Origin of the sequence: Polymorphospora sp. NPDC051019 (genome assembly GCF_040683055.1) — a bacterium.
GTDB lineage: Bacteria > Actinomycetota > Actinomycetes > Mycobacteriales > Micromonosporaceae > Polymorphospora > Polymorphospora lycopeni.
In genome coordinates, this window is the sequence record NZ_JBFBCH010000006.1 from 106,813 (window position 1) to 121,158 (window position 14,346).

The 14,346-nt window shown below is 72.6% G+C and carries 12 protein-coding genes; 3 read left to right on the plus strand and 9 right to left on the minus strand.

Going from position 1 to position 14,346, the window contains the following annotated elements; all coding sequences use genetic code 11:
- Nucleotides 1-244: 244 nt before the first annotated feature.
- Nucleotides 245-691: a GNAT family N-acetyltransferase gene (locus AB0M79_RS13580; protein ID WP_364212184.1), complete on the minus strand. Its 447-nt coding sequence runs from the start codon at nucleotides 689-691 to the stop codon at nucleotides 245-247.
- A gap of 588 nt (nucleotides 692-1,279) precedes the next feature.
- Between AB0M79_RS13580 and AB0M79_RS13585 the strand changes: the two genes are divergently transcribed.
- Nucleotides 1,280-2,281, plus strand: a complete 1,002-nt coding sequence (locus tag AB0M79_RS13585) for a DUF1731 domain-containing protein (RefSeq protein ID WP_364212186.1) — start codon at nucleotides 1,280-1,282, stop codon at nucleotides 2,279-2,281.
- A 7-nt stretch (nucleotides 2,282-2,288) separates the two neighbouring features.
- Here the strand turns inward: AB0M79_RS13585 and AB0M79_RS13590 are convergent, their stop codons facing one another.
- Nucleotides 2,289-3,008 carry a hypothetical protein gene (locus tag AB0M79_RS13590; protein ID WP_364212189.1) on the minus strand — a complete coding sequence of 240 codons (720 nt, stop codon included), beginning with the start codon at nucleotides 3,006-3,008 and terminating at the stop codon, nucleotides 2,289-2,291.
- Between the two features lie 421 nt (nucleotides 3,009-3,429).
- Between AB0M79_RS13590 and AB0M79_RS13595 the strand changes: the two genes are divergently transcribed.
- Both AB0M79_RS13595 and AB0M79_RS13600 read left to right on the plus strand, forming a co-directional pair.
- The gene (locus tag AB0M79_RS13595) at nucleotides 3,430-3,963 is read left to right on the plus strand and encodes a hypothetical protein (RefSeq protein ID WP_364212191.1); all 534 of its coding nucleotides are present in this window, start codon (nucleotides 3,430-3,432) and stop codon (nucleotides 3,961-3,963) included.
- Nucleotides 3,964-4,234: 271 nt separating this feature from the next.
- Entirely contained in the window at nucleotides 4,235-4,744 is a 510-nt protein-coding gene (locus AB0M79_RS13600) for a LuxR C-terminal-related transcriptional regulator (RefSeq protein ID WP_364212194.1), read from the plus strand.
- 52 nt (nucleotides 4,745-4,796) lie between these two features.
- On the opposite strand, the gene AB0M79_RS13605 is transcribed toward AB0M79_RS13600, so the two are convergent.
- The 7 genes from AB0M79_RS13605 to AB0M79_RS13635 all read right to left on the minus strand — a co-directional run bounded on the left by AB0M79_RS13605 (nucleotide 4,797) and on the right by AB0M79_RS13635 (nucleotide 14,338).
- Nucleotides 4,797-5,963, minus strand: coding sequence for an alkaline phosphatase PhoX (locus AB0M79_RS13605; protein WP_364212197.1), 1,167 nt, complete (start codon nucleotides 5,961-5,963; stop codon nucleotides 4,797-4,799).
- 218 nt (nucleotides 5,964-6,181) lie between these two features.
- A complete protein-coding gene (locus AB0M79_RS13610) occupies nucleotides 6,182-8,770 on the minus strand; it encodes a M64 family metallopeptidase (protein WP_364212200.1) in 2,589 nt (862 codons plus the stop codon).
- A gap of 127 nt (nucleotides 8,771-8,897) precedes the next feature.
- The gene (locus AB0M79_RS13615; protein ID WP_364212203.1) at nucleotides 8,898-11,018 is read right to left on the minus strand and encodes a Xaa-Pro dipeptidyl-peptidase; all 2,121 of its coding nucleotides are present in this window, start codon (nucleotides 11,016-11,018) and stop codon (nucleotides 8,898-8,900) included.
- 439 nt (nucleotides 11,019-11,457) lie between these two features.
- Nucleotides 11,458-12,981, minus strand: coding sequence for a PQQ-dependent sugar dehydrogenase (locus tag AB0M79_RS13620; protein ID WP_364212206.1), 1,524 nt, complete (start codon nucleotides 12,979-12,981; stop codon nucleotides 11,458-11,460).
- A gap of 162 nt (nucleotides 12,982-13,143) precedes the next feature.
- The gene (locus AB0M79_RS13625) at nucleotides 13,144-13,422 is read right to left on the minus strand and encodes a hypothetical protein (protein ID WP_364212209.1); all 279 of its coding nucleotides are present in this window, start codon (nucleotides 13,420-13,422) and stop codon (nucleotides 13,144-13,146) included.
- Nucleotides 13,419-13,889 (minus strand): hypothetical protein, encoded by a 471-nt coding sequence (locus AB0M79_RS13630; protein ID WP_364212212.1) that lies wholly within the window; start codon nucleotides 13,887-13,889, stop codon nucleotides 13,419-13,421. The genes AB0M79_RS13625 and AB0M79_RS13630 overlap by 4 nt, the downstream gene beginning before the upstream one ends.
- A 20-nt stretch (nucleotides 13,890-13,909) precedes the next feature.
- Nucleotides 13,910-14,338: a MarR family winged helix-turn-helix transcriptional regulator gene (locus tag AB0M79_RS13635; protein ID WP_357539784.1), complete on the minus strand. Its 429-nt coding sequence runs from the start codon at nucleotides 14,336-14,338 to the stop codon at nucleotides 13,910-13,912.
- Between the last annotated feature and the right edge of the window lie 8 nt (nucleotides 14,339-14,346).

Here is a 14,346-nt window from a genome sequence, read left to right on the forward strand (position 1 = left end):
GACGCGCGCGCGGATGCGGGGTGGACGCGCGCGCGGATGCGGGGTGGACGCGCGCGCGGATGCGGGGTGGACGCGCGCGCGGATGCGGGGTGGACGCGCGTGCGGATGCGGGGTGGACGCGCGTGCGGGTGGGGAGCGTTGATCAAGGCGAAGGTGTGCCGGACTCGCGGCTTTTGTCGCTCAACTTCTCCTTGATCAACGGGGTGTCAAAGGGGCGCGGTGGGCACGGGAGACCGGGTGGGGCTTACAGGCGTTTGTGCATGCGGATGGCGGTTGTCTCGTAGCCCATCTGCTCGTAGAGTGCCCGCGCGCCGAGGTTGAAGCCGAAGACGCTCAGGCCGATGGAGCGCACTCCCAGGTCCCGGCAGATCTGCTCGACCGCCTCGATCATCGCGCGGCCGTAGCCCTTGCGGCGCAGGTCCTCGCGTACCTCGAAGTCGTATCCGAAGGCGTGCGGTCCGTCGGACCTCCGCTCCACGTGCAGCCACAGCATGCCGATCTCGTCGGGGCCGTCGTACCCGGCCCAGAGATGGTGGTCGGGGGTGCGTATACCGTCGGGCAGCAGCCGGTCGTAGTCGTCGCGTGCCTTCTTCCGGGCCTCGGGCTCCGGCATGGCACCGGACGTCACGATGTGCTCCGCGTAGGTCACCTCGGCCCGCTGCCGGTAACGCAGGTACTGGTCATCGGTCATGGGTTCCAGCCGCACCGTCACCACCCGCCGAACACTAGGCCACCCGGTTGCCGGCGGCCACCCCGTGATCGCGGCGAATCGGGCGGGAACGCATGGATGGTGTTCGGCTCCACAGCGAATTCGGCGTACGCACATCGAATTCGCTGTGGGCTCGAACAGTGACACCCCCGCGGCCTGACGACAGACGACATGCGACAGGCGGCGGGCGGCGGGCGAACCGCCGTCCGACCGGGGGCAGCGCGCCGGTGCCGCCGGCCGGCCGGCGGGCGCCGCATCCGCCCGGCCCACCGTTCGACCCGGACGCCCGGGTGGCCGCCTGCACGGGGCGGTCGTCGCCGACGACGACCCGGCTGTCCTGATCGGACAGCGCGCCGGCTGCCTCACCACTGTCTGGTGGGCGGCCCGCCGCACCGGGCCGGTCCGTGGGGCGCCGCTCGTCGCGCCGCCGTACCTCGATCCGAAGTGGACGCCCGGCCCGGCGAGGTCAGGTGGGACGTCCCGCGCACCTCGCTGCCGTTCCGGAGCGGCGGGCGGCTGGTCGCAGCGCGCGGGACACCGCTCCCGCCGCACCCTCTTTAGGATCATGCCGTGAAGGTGGTCGTCGCGGGTGGGTCGGGTGCTCTGGGACGTCGGCTGTGCGTGGACCTGGCCACCCGGGGGCACGAGGTCGTCGTCCTGACCCGCCGGCCGCGTGGGGGCCCGCACCGACAGGTCGCCTGGGACGGGGCCACCGTCGGCGACTGGGCCGGCGAACTGGCCGGCAGCGCGGTGGTCAACCTCGCCGGCGAACTCGTCGACCGGCGCCCCACCGCCGCCAACGTCGAACTGCTGACCCGGTCCCGGGTGGCCCCGACGCGGGCCCTGGCCGACGCCGCACGCCGGCTGGAGCAGCCGGTGCCGGTGTGGATCCAGGCCAGCACCCTGGCGATCTACGGCGACGCCGGGGAACAACTCCTGACCGAGGAGTCGCCCGAGGCCGACGGCCCGCCGCAGATGGCCGGTGTGGCGCGGGCCTGGGAGGCGGCCGCGGTCGACGTACCCGCACGGCGGCGGGTGGTGCTGCGGACCAGCATCGTGCTCGACCGGGACACCCCGGCGCTGGACCGGCTGACCGGTCTGGTGCGGTTCGGGCTCGGCGGCCGGGTCGGCACCGGCCGGCAGTGGTTCAGCTGGATCCACGTCGACGACTGGCTGCGCATCGTGCGCCACAGCCTGGGCGACCCGGCCGGCCCCGACGGCGCACCGGAGACGGTGGCATCGGAGGCGGTGGCACCGGCCCCGGTGGCACCGGAGGCGGTGGCACCGGAGGCGGTGGCACCGGAGGCGGTGGCACCGGACGGGGTGCTGCTGGCGACCGCACCGAACCCTGTACGCAACAGCGAGCTGATGGCCGCCCTGCGTCAGGTGCTGCGCCGGCCGCCCGCCCCGCCCACCCCGGCCGCCGCCGTCAAGCTGGGCGCGGTGTTCCTGCGTACCGATCCGGCGCTGGCCCTGACCGGCCGCCGTGCCGTGCCGGCGCGGCTGACCGCGGCCGGTTTCACGTTCCGGCACCCGCACCTCGCGGGCGCGCTGGCCGACCTGCTCGGCTGAGCGGCCGTCACCGGCGGCGGTGCCGTACCGAGGCGACGACGAAGGCCGAGCCGACCATGACCGCGGCGATGCCGAGTACGGCGAGCGGGTGCGGACCGACGGGTCGGCCGTCGACCCGGACCGCGCCGATGAAGTCCAGCGCGGCGATGTCGTTGGCGACGCCGTACCAGAGTGGGAGGTACACCACCTGGAAGAGCCGGTGGGTCCGGCTGAGTACCCCGAGCCCGAGGGCCAGCGACGGGACGAGGAGGGTGCCGGCGCCCCACCCCGCCACCGCGGCCCAGTCGGTGGCCAGCACCATCCGTACGGCCGGGGCGAGCCCGACCAGTGCGGTCAGCACGACTCCGGCGGTCCACTCCGCGAGCAGTCGGCGGCGCCGGGCCGGGTAGGCGCCGGTCAGGGTGTCGACTCCGTGCTCCTGGTGCTGGGTGCCGAGCCGGGACCAGATCAGTACCGGCCAGACGCAGGTCGCGAGAAGGAGTGGCCCGACGACGGCGTCGCCGGGGATCAGGAGGCCGGCGGTGGCGAGCGCCGCGACCCCGAGCCACCACCAGGGCGACACGCCCCGCACGAGGATGCGGAGTTCGCCGACGAGCAGCCGGCCGAAGGCGTTGCCGGACCGGATCGCGGCCCGCGGCTGGACGAACGTCGCGGTCGCGGTCGCGGTCGCGGCCGGCCGGGTACGGGGCCGTCGGCCGCGGCGGTACCGGAGCCGTTGCCCGGCCACGGGCCGGGTCGAACCGGCCGAACCACAGGACCGGCAGGACCGCCACGCCGGCGGCGACCACGAACAGTGCCAGGCGGTCGGCGACCAAGCCCGCGGTGACGTCGAGCCCGGACCATTCGAACGTCCGTAGTGGACTGTCGAGGTACATCAGTCCGAGGCCGAACTCGTCGATCGCGATGTCCCGGGCGGCCAGGTCGGCGCGCACGGACTCGGCGAACAGGGGTACGCCGAGCCCGCCCAGCGGGGCGGCCGGTGACTGCGCGGCGATGACCACGAACAGCGCGGCGCCGAACCAGACGATGTTCCCGAGGCCGGCGCGCAGCCAGGGCACCGTCTCGAACAGCACCGCACACGCCGCCGTCACCGCCAGGACGGGCAGCGTGAACAGCCCGAACGGCAGCAGCAGCGCGACCGGGTCGACGTGGTTGGACTCGCCACGGGCGAACTGCACGACCAGCGCCGTGCCGGCGAGCGCGCCGGCCATCGAGGCGAGGACCAGCAGGTTGCTGAGGAACTTGCCGAGCAGGTAGCCGACGGTCCGCAGCGGGGTGGTGGCGAGCACCTGACCGACGCCGGTGACACGGTCGCGGCCGACCGCGACCCGTACGACGTAGAAGCCGCCGACACAGAGCCAGAGCGCTCCGGCGAGCGCGGTCACCGCCCCGAGGTAGGCGCTGTCGTGTACGCCCCGGTGGTCGCCGAGGTTGACGATCACCCAGCGGGTGCCGTCCGACGGCGCGGCCAAGAAGGCCAGGCCGACCGCGGCCAGCAGGGTCAGCGCGTACGCCGGGCGGCGGGTCCGCTCCCGGAAGTCGGCGACGGCGAGCGCGGCGAGGACGCGGGGCGTCCGCCCTGGCCGATCGCATCGCTGAAATCACTGAACTTCCTCTCCGGCGAACTCCGGTGCGCAGCCAGGAGACCACCCGGCGGGATCGCCGGGCACTGGGACTGGTAGGCGTAACCGGGGTATGGCTGGACCTACCCGACACCTATCGCCAGCGGCTGGGTGCGGCCGGTGACCCGGGCTAGCGTGGTCGTCGTGCCCGACGCCGCGCCCCGGACCCCGCTGGAGGCGGTGACCCGCCGCCGGTTCCCGCTCGGCGGCTGGCCGTGGCGGTCCCTGGGCTATCTGCTGACGACGGTGCCCCCGGCGGTCGCCGACGCCGTACCGCTGGGGCTGCTCGGCCTGCCCTGGCTGCTCCTCCTGCGGCGGGCCACCTCCCCGGGTGACCAGGCACCCGGTTCGCTGGCGCTCCTGGCCCTGCTCGGGGCCGTACTCGTCGGCGCGTTCGGGCCGCTGGTCGCCCTGCCGCTGGCCGACCTCGAACGCCGGCGGCTGCGCCTCGTCGACACCCGCCCCGTCACCTCCGGGCACCTGCGGCCGCCGGCCGACGGCACGTGGTCGTGGCTGCGTCAAGGATCGGGTCGTCGACGTCGAGGACTTCGTCACCGCACTGCGCCAGGTGGTCGACGGCGGCACCGTGGTCGACCCGCACGTCGTACGTCAGCTGCTGCGCCGCAACGACCCGCTGACGCGGCTGTCCGCCCGGGAACGTGAGCTCGTCGCCGAGGGTCACTCCAACACCGCCATCGCCCGGCAACTCGTCATCTCCGAGGCGGCGGTCGGCAAGCACGTCGGCAACATCCTCGCCAAGCTCGACCTGCCGCCGACCGACGACACCAACCGCCGGGTCCTCGCCGTGCTGGCCTATCTCCGGAGCGGCTCCGACCGGTGACGGTGGCCGGAGCCCGCTCCCGACGACGGGACCGCGCGAGAGGGCGGGTGGTTCAGGACCGGAACGGCCCCCGGACCTCGTACGTGATGCCGCCGCTGCCGGCGGACGCGCCGGACGTGCCGCGCTGCGACGAGAAGTAGAGCCGGGTGCCGTCCGGGGAGAAGGCCGGGCCGGTGATCTCCGACTCGGCCTGCCCGAGGATGCGCAGGAACGGGGCGACGACGCCGTCCGGCGTGATGATGTTGATCTCCATGTTGCCGCCGTCCTCGGCGACGTACAGGTCGCCCGACCCGGCGCCGGTGATGTTGTCGACGCCGGTCAGCGGCGCGGCCCCGCCGGGGATCCGGGCGGCGTCGTACGCGAGGTCGATCTCCTGGTGGACCGCGTCGTACGCCCACACCCGGTTGTCGCCCTTGGTGGTGAAGTAGCAGACGCCGTTGTCGTACCAGCAGCCCTCGCCGCCGTCGAAGTGCAGGGCGGCGCCGACCTGGCGGCGGGTCGGCGTCGGGAAGCCGTCCCGGTCCGGGATGTCCTGCCAGGTGACCGGGCCGCTCAGCGTGCCGGCCGGCCCGCACAGCACCTGTACCCGGCCGGTGCGCAGGTCGCCCCAGGTGTCGGGGACGAAGCGGTAGAAGCAGCCGTCGCCCTCGTCCTCGGTGAGGTAGACGACGCGGCGGTCGGGGTCGCAGGCGGCGGCCTCGTGCTTGAAGCGGCCCATCCGGGTGCGTTCCTCGGCCTGCCGGCCGCCGTCGGGCCAGGTCTCGAAGACCCGGCCGAGCGGTACCTCCTCGCAGGACAGCCAGGTGCCCCACGGGGTGGCACCGCCGGCGCAGTTGACGTTGGTGCCGGACAGGATCCGGTACGCCGACGCGATCGTGCCGTCGGCGTTGAACCGTACGGCGCCGGCGCCGCCGACGAGCGGGATCTCGGAGTTGGAGACGTAGATCCAGCCGTTGCCGGCCGGGAAGCAGGCGCCGCCGTCGGGTGCCCAGTGCCAGGTGTACGAGGTGCCGGCGACCCGCTGCCCGGAGCGGGCGATGACGCGGCTGGTGAACCCGGCCGGCAACTGGATCCCGTTGCCGTCGGCGGCGAGCAGGCCGCCGTACGGGCCGGGGCCGGGCTGGGCGGTCGCGGCGAACGCGTTCTGCCAGAGCGCGCCGGAGAAGGCGGCGGCGCCGGCGCCGACGACGGCGGTGCGCAGGATGGTGCGGCGTTCCATCGGGGCTCCTCGGGGTGAGTCGGTCCCCGACAACCTAGACCCGCAATCCATCGACTGATTCAAATGGAGAGTGAACGTTGTCCGCACTGCCGGCTGGGGCGCGGTAACGGGCGGAGTGCGGAAAGGCGTCGGGGGTGCGGCCGGCTCCGGCCACACCCCCGACGGGGACCTCACCCCGCGACGCCGTCAGCTACGGACGGCGTACGCCGGGCATCGGTTCACAGCTTGGCGCAGTCACCCGACTTGGCACCGTTGATCTTGTTCGGCGCGCCGAAGTCCTTCGCCTGGGCGCTGTTGCCCGAGCAGGCGAGCGCCCCGTTGATCTGGTTGCCGACGAACACCGGGCCGTAGGCACCGGCCAGGCGGCTGAACCGCTCGTTGGCCGAGACCTGGGTGTTGTTCGCGAGCTGGATCGCGCCACGGAACGTGTTGCCGGCGATGGTCACGTCCCGGGTGGTGCCGGCGATCTGGGTCGAGCCGTTGACCGTGGTGCCGAACATCTGCACCGCCTGGGCACCGGTCGACACCAGCGTGCCGTTGATCGTGCTGTCCTTGATCACGATCGAGGCGCCCGGACGAACCGTCACGCCACCGTTGACCTGGGCGCCGGTCAGGCAGGTCACGCCCTGCTCGGCGGTCACCCGCACGTGGCGGCCGGTCAGCGTGGTCGTGCACTCGAGCGCGGAGCCGGGCAGCACGGTCGCCTTGTAGCTCTCGGCGTTGCCGACGTTGCCGGCCGGGTCGATGGCCCGGTGCTCGACGACGTGCGTGCCGAAGCCGGGGACGAACCCGCCGATCGGGTGGTCGTCCGGCAGGTGCTGCTCGAACGCCGCCTTCGACAGGCCGCCGGTGCCGAGGTTGCCGTACGTCAGCGCCTTCACGTCCGTGCCGGAGTGCCGGAACTGGAACGGCGACTCGGGCATCGGCTGCTCCGGGAAGCCGAAGTAGTTGAACCAGCCGTCGTTGTTCAGCCGCAGCTGACCGACGACGTAGCGCTCCTCGGCGTAGCCGGCCCGGTTGTCCTGCGGCTCCAGCCACATGTCCCAGCCGTTGAAGTACACCGGGTGCTCCAGGGCACCGCCGAGCTTGGTCAGCGGCTGCGACAGGGTGCGCGGCGCGGTCGGCAGCGCGTTGTCGACGGTCCACTCGACGCTGTCCGACAGGCCGGGGCCGGCCGGGTCGGTCACCGTCGCGACCAGCTTGTGCGTCCCCGCCGGCAGGTTCAGCTTGCCGAGGTCGAGGTTGCGGCTGTTGTGCGGGTTCGCCACCGGCGAGCCGTTGACCGACCAGGCCACGTTGACGATCCGGTCGGCCGGGTTGTTGGTCCGGACGAAGACGACCTCGTCACCGGCGATCGGCTGGGTGTTCGGCGTCGAGGAGGTGATCTCGGCGGCCGGCGCGGACGGCGTCACGGTGGTGTCGCCGACCGTCCACTGCCGGGTCTGGACGAACCGCGGCCCGTTGTAGCCGGAGTTCGACGCGGTGTTGTTGGTCGACGGGTTGCGGACCCAGTCGATGCCGTCGGGGCCCACCGGGTCGCGGACCTCGACGTGGACGACGGTGCCGGCCGGCAGGTTCAGCGCCTCGAGGTCGAGGCTGCGGCTGTTGTTGGTCTGGAGCACGGTGCCTTCCGGACCGCCGACCCGCCAGGTGACCTGGAGCTCGTGGTGGCGGGGCTGGCCCGTCTCGACCCACAGCACGCCGTCGCGGGCGACGGTGCCGGCCGGGGTGTGCCGGACGCTCATCTGGCCGGCGTTACGCATGCCGGTGATCCGGGCGACCATGTGCTCACGGCCGGGCTGGTCCCAGTCGAAACCGATCCAGCGCATGATCGAGTGCTCGCTCGGCCGGCGCTGGCCGCAGGGCCAGGTGCCGCCGCCCTCGTGCAGGCCGATCTTGCCGCCGCTGATGCTCTCCTCACCCAGCCAGCGGAACCACTTGTGCTCGTCCGCGATCATCTGCTCTTCGCTGGTGTACGTGGTGTGGTGGAAGCTGCCCGGCTCGTTGCCGGTGTAGCAGGGCCGGACCACGTCACGCAAGGAGTACGGGTACTCGTCGGCCTGGGTGCCCAGCGAGTGGCCCAGCTCGTGCAGCGAGATCAGCGGTCCCTGCGGGGACCCGCCGGACGTCGTCGCGTTCGTGCCACCGATGCCGCCGTACGTGAAGGTGTTGAAGATGGCGAGCGTCTGGATGTTCTGCGACGTACGCGGGATGCCCAGCACCGGCGCGACGTAGTTGTCGAGGATCCGGTTGTGGGCCTGGCTGCCGGTCTCGCAGGGGTTCACGCCCGGCGGGTAGTAGCCGGCGGCGTCCTGGCAGTTGACCGGCGCTCCACCGTAGACGGTGCCGCGCGACAGCGGGTCGGCGCAGCCGTTCTGATAGATCATCCGCAGGGCGGTGTTCTTGGCGTTGATCGGGCCTTCGCGCTCGCCGGTGTCCCGGATGGTGCCGTCGGCGTGGCGGACCCGGCTGTCGGGGTCGCAGCGTACGCCGTAGTCGATCGAGGCGAGCTCGACGGCGTACACGTTGATGTAGTCGCGGTACGTCCGGAACGGCTCGGTCGCCCACAGGACGGCGAGGTTCCGGTCGACGTCGGCGTGGAAGATGCTCTGCTGGTCGGCCTGGTAGCCGTCACCCATGATGATCAGGTTGAGCCGCTCGGTGGCCGGACCGGTGACCTGGACCGGATGGACCTTCGGCTCCGGCAACGGTGCCGGCGTCTCCGCCAGCGCGGCGGGGACGGGGCCGGCGACCAGCAGGCTGGCCGCCAGACCCACCACCGCGAGGACTGCGCTCCTCAGTTTCACTTGTTCCACCTCATCTTCGAAAGGTGCCGGTCGCACTCCCGGCACCCGATCACCACCGCCGACCCGCGACGGTGCTGGACCTGACGGCGGGTGCGGAGGCGGGACCGCCTCCGCACCCGCGGGTCTGCTAGCGGATCCGCGAGCGGGCGGCCGCGCTGACGATCGCCCCGCGTTCGCGAGGCTCGATCTTCCCGGCGGCCACCAGGTCGGAGGCCACCTCGGTCACGTGCCGGACGAACTGGCCGTGGTTCGGCCACTGTTCGCCGTCGAGGATGTGGTCGTTGATCGTGCAGGTCCCGGCCAGCGGCCGGTTCGGTACGCCGCTGTCGACGCCGCCGATCACGACCGTCGCCCGGGTGTCGGGGCTGTCGCAGATCGGCATCGCCAGGGGGCCGCCGACGACCGGGAGTTCGAGGGACGCGCCGGCCAGGTCGACGCTGAGCTCGGTGCCCGGCGCCGGGTGCAGGGTGAACTCGTGGTCGGTGGAGAAGACCATCAGGCCGATCCGCTGTCCGGCGGGGATGACCTGGTCGTCGGGCTGCAGGTCGACGGTCACGTCGACGAACCTGCCCGGCACCAGCGGCTTGCTCCGGGTGAGCGAGTCACGGTTCTGCGGGTCGGCCCAGCCCCGGGTGATGACGCTGGTCGTCGAGCCGCGGGTGCTCGACTCGCAGCCGGCCGCACCGGTCCACGGCAGCCGGACCAGTGCCACGGACAGGTTGGCCGCCGCCTTGCTCGACGCGAGCTTCAGCGTCACCTTCGGCGACCCGGAGATGTGCACCGGGGCGGACAGTTCCGGGGTGACGTAGAGCAGGCGGTGCGGCGAGTCCGCGGTGGCGTACGTGCCGATGTTGCAGGCGGTGTTGCCCGCGTCGACGAACCGCTCGACGCCGGTGCCCGGCCGGGCCAGCGAGGTCAGCCCGCCGGTGGTGGCACCGCCGGCGCTCAGGTTCAGGGTGACCGGGGACGCCGCCGGGTTGGGATAGTCGGCGTACGGGGTGAGCTGGCTGGTCCCGGTCTCGTTGCGGATGATCCAGGCCTTCGGGTCGTTCTCGACGCCGTTGCGGACGCCGTACAGGTAGCGGCTGAACCACTTGTTGCGCATGTCCAGCGGCGGGGCGCCGCCGTGGCCGCCCTGGTGGAAGTACGCCTGCACGGGAACCTTGCGGGCCTTGAGCGCCTCGATGATCCGGACGCTGTGCTCGGGCATCACGTTCCAGTCGTTGAACGCGTGCGCCATCAGGGTGGCGGCCTTGACGTTCTTGACCTGCGGCAGGTAGTCGCGGCCGGCCCAGAAGTCGTTGAAGTCGCCGGTCGCCCGGTCCTGGTGCCGGTTCATCATGTCCCGGACCTGCTCGATGCAGTACTGGCGCCGTTCCGGGAAGCCGCTGTGGATGTAGTCGAAGAGGAAGTCGATGTCCTCGCCGACCCAGCCGCCGGGGTTCCGGACCAGGCCCTGCGAGCGGTAGTAGTGGTAGTACGACGTGTTCGGGGCGATCGGGATGATCGCCTCCAGCCCCTTGACGCCGGTCGTCGCGGCGGCCAGCGGCAGGGTCCCGTTGTACGACGTACCGGTCATGCCGACCTTGCCGGTGGACCAACTCGTCGCGGAGACCTGCTCGGTCCCGTCGACGCTGGTGAAGCCCTTGGCGCGGCCGTTCAGCCAGTCGACGACGGCCTTCGGGGCCAGCGACTCGTTGCTGCCGCCGACCGTCGGGCAGCCCTGGGACAGGCCGGTGCCGGGCGAGTCGGAGTGGACGACCGCGAAGCCGCGCGGCACCCAGGTGCTGACCTCGCTGCTGCTGACGGACGTACGGTCCGCGCGGTGGGTGATCGGCGGCGGGGAGAGCCGGGCCGGGGGCTGCTCGCCGAGTTCATGGGAGACGTTCCACAGGTACTGGCGCTGGGTCGAGCCGGTCCCGGCGTAGTAGGGGCTGGTCTCGTAGACGACCGGCACCTTCAGCCCGTCGGCGGTCGGGCCGGGGCGGGTGACGTCGACGTGCATTCGGTCGCGCCGGCCGTCACCGTCGGAGTCGAACTCGGTCTCGACCCACAGCTGCTGGCGGATCCAGGTGGTGGAGTCGGCGAACTCGGGGACGATCTGCGCCTGGCCGTCGAGGAAGACCGGCCCGGCATTCGTCGGAGCGGCGGCCGCCGGCTGGGTGACCGCCGTACCGGCGGCCAGCGCGACCACGCACGAGACGGCCGTCGTGACGACCGCCCGCGCACCCAACTTTCTTCGTGTCATATGAGTCCTCCGTCAGCGGTCCTGGTCAGGGCGATCGACGGCCGCCGCCGCGGCGTGCCGGGGCGGTGGCGGGATATGGGGAACGGCCGCGCGGGTCCGGTTCGGTCCCGGCGGCGCTGGTTCAGGCAGGGTCGGCCGGACGTACGGGGGTGGTACGCCGGTGAAGAAGGTCGGATTGACGACGGGTGTTCTTGGTCACGAGACCGTAGCAACGGGTCCCGATCGACAGCACCCGACACCTGACGGAACTTCGCCCTGGCCTGGACCTTCCAACGTCGAACCGGAACCCCTGGTCGGCGGCCCGTCGTGCGGCGGAGAGCGCTCCCCTACGACCGGGCGCCGGAGGTCGCGGCGCTTCCCCACCGTCGGCCGGCCGGCACGGGCCGGGTACGTGAAAGGGCCGGCGGGGGTGCCCCGCCGGCCCTTCGCGACCTGCCGATCAGGTCCGGCAGGCGGAGCCGCCGAGGGTGAACGTGGTCGGGACCGGGTTGCCGCCGGAGTACGTGCCGAGGAATCCGAAGGTGACGGATGCGCCGGGCGCGACGGTCCGGTTCCAGGAGAGGTTGGTGGCCGTGACGGTGCTGCCCTGCTGGGTCAGAGCGGCGCTCCAGCCGCTGCCGATCCGCTGTCCGGCGCCGAAGGTCCAGGCGAGCGACCAGCCGTCGAGCGGGGCGGTGCCGGTGTTGGTGAGGGTCACTGTGCTGCGGAAGTTGGGGCCCCACTGGTCGTCGACGGTGTAGGTGACGGCACAGGCGGCGGGTGCCGGAACCCCCTCGAATCCGATCTTGTGCAGCTGCCCCGGCAGGTCGTTGACGAGGTACAGCTCGCCGTCGGCGTCCTCGCCGAAGCTGGTCGGCTGGGTCGGCAACTCGCCGATGACCCGGTTCTCGTACGGGGCGCCGGAGGCGCCGGGGCGGATCGCCCACGCGGTGGCGGAGCAGTAGTCGCTGGCGATGTAGGTGCCGCCGACCAGGTCGGCGTACTGCTGTCCGCGGTAGACGAATCCGCCGATCACCGCGCAGCCCTCGAACGAGGTGCGGTAGTGGAAGACCGGGTCGGTGTAGGTGGCGCCGGCGCGGCACCGGCTCAGGTCGAACACGGCCGGCCCCTCCCGGCACGACCAGCCGAAGTTCGCGCCGCCGCCGTCGGCCGGCAGGTGGTCGATCTCCTCGTAGGTGCCCTGGCCGACGTCGGCGATCCAGAGCGACCCGTCCTGCGCGTCGAACGAGAACCGCCACGGGTTGCGCAGGCCGAAGGCCCAGATCTCGGCGCGCGCGCCGGCCACCCCGACGAACGGGTTGTCCGCCGGTACGCAGTACGGGCTGCCGCCGCAGGACCGACTGACGTCGAGCCGGACGATCTTGCCGAGCAGGGTGTCGAGCCGCTGGCCGGCGTCGAACGGGTCGCCGGCGTTGCCGCCGTCACCGAGGCTCCAGTAGAGGTGCCCGTCCGAGCCGAACTTGACCTCGCCGCCGTTGTGGTTGGCGAACTCGGCGTGCGGCTGGGTCAGGATCACCTGTTCGGTCGCGGTGCCGCCGGACAGGACGAACCTGGACAGGGTCAGCGTGCCGTCGGGCACGGCGGTGTACGCCAGGTAGAGCGCGCCGCTCGTGGCGAAGTCGGGTGCGGCCTCGATGCCGAGCAGGCCGCGCTCGTTGCCGGAGACGGCGACCCGGTCGGTGATGTCGAGCAGCGGCGTGGCGGCCAGTCCGGTGGTCGGGTGGTAGACCCGGATCCGACCGGCCTTCTCGGTGATGAGCAGCCGGTCGCTGCCGTCGTCGGGGGCCGCGATCGCCGTGGGGCGCTGGAGTCCGAAGGCGACCTGGGTGGTGGTGACGCGCACCTGGTCGAGCGGAAGGGCGGCGGCGGGCGGGGCGCTGTCCGGCGTGGCGTACGCCGGGCCGGGCAGCGCGGCGAGGGTGACCGCGAGGGCCAGGGCGGGGGTCCAACGCTTTCGGTTCACTGTCCACTCCAGTACGGCCGGCGTGCCGTGATCGGGGAACCTCGCCGCATCGTATCGGCAATCACCGATCGCTCGAAGATTTCCTGGGAGCGTTCCCACGTTTCGGGATCCATCGAGGCCACCCACCCCCGGCCGGCCGCCGGTCCGGCGCGCCGCCCCTCGTCAGCGGGCGGCGACGGGGCGCCGCGCTTCCCGCCGCACGTTCAGGATCGTGAAGACGCCGCCGGCGACCGGCACCAGCGCGAGCAGCCGGGTACGCGGCCGCAGGTCCCGACCGAGCAGGGCGGTCACCGCGACGGCGAGGTAGAGGGCACCGTGCACCGGACCGATGGCGGCGGCCACCGGCCGCAGGTGCACGGTGGCGAGATTGACCAGCAGCACCGCGACACTCACCAGTTCGAGGATCGACAGCACCTCGAGGGCGCGCAGCAGCGGCCTCACGAGTAGTCCGATCCGGGGCGGACGATCATCAGGATCACGACGACCGCCCACAACAGGTTGAAGATCCCGGCGAGCATGCCAAGCTGGCGCAACCGCCGGCCGTCGCCGGGAGCGGCGAGCGCGTCCCGCTGCCGCGGGGCGATCTGGAGGGCGAGGATGCCGCCGGCGACGGCCGTCAGCACCATCGCGACGGTGATCCACACCTCGCCCATCCGCCCCTGCACGAGGGCGAGCGCGATCCCGACGACCGGCACGACGAGCGCGGCGACCCCGTAGCCGCGGGTGATCCGGTGCAGCAGGCGGGCGACCCCGACGTTGCGCTCCCCGGCCGGGCGGGCGGCACCGTCGGCGCCACCGACACCCTCGGCGACCGGCGCGAACCTCGGGAACAGACTGACGGCGACGGCGGCCGGGCCGACGAAGAGGATGCCGGCGAGCACGTGCACGGAAAGAAGGAAGGCTTCCACACCTTCAGCATAACTGAAGGTTAGTCGGGTGCCGATCCCCCGAAACTGCGCCGCATCACCTCGCGCAGCGCGTCCGCCACCTCGGGCAGGTCGGCCGACAGGCGCGCGTCGAGCGTCGCGACCGCCTCGGCGGCACGGGCCAGCACCGCCTCACCCGACGGGGTCACCCGCAGCGTGGACGCCGCGCCGGCCTGCGCGGTCGAGTCCTCGACCAGCCCGGCCGCGACCAGCGTCGCGACCGCGGTGTGCGCGCTCTGCACGGTGATCCGGGAGCGCCGGGCGAGTTCGCTGAACGAGATGCCGGGCCGACCCCGGATATGCCCGAGCAGGCCGTACTTGCGCGTGGTGAGCCCGATCGGCTTGAGCGCGTCGGTCAACTCGGCGTCCCACACCCGGGCAGCCGTGAGCAGGGCGATCAACGGGCTGATGGGCGGTGGGGAGGCGGACATGGCCGCAG

Coding starts and splice junctions, on each gene's coding strand:
- AB0M79_RS13580 (WP_364212184.1), bottom strand. CDS start 691: ATGACCGATGACCAGTACCTGCGTTACCGGCAGCGGGCCGAGGTGACC.
- AB0M79_RS13605 (WP_364212197.1), bottom strand. CDS start 5,963: ATGGAACGCCGCACCATCCTGCGCACCGCCGTCGTCGGCGCCGGCGCC.
- AB0M79_RS13615 (WP_364212203.1), bottom strand. CDS start 11,018: ATGACACGAAGAAAGTTGGGTGCGCGGGCGGTCGTCACGACGGCCGTC.
- AB0M79_RS13635 (WP_357539784.1), bottom strand. CDS start 14,338: ATGTCCGCCTCCCCACCGCCCATCAGCCCGTTGATCGCCCTGCTCACG.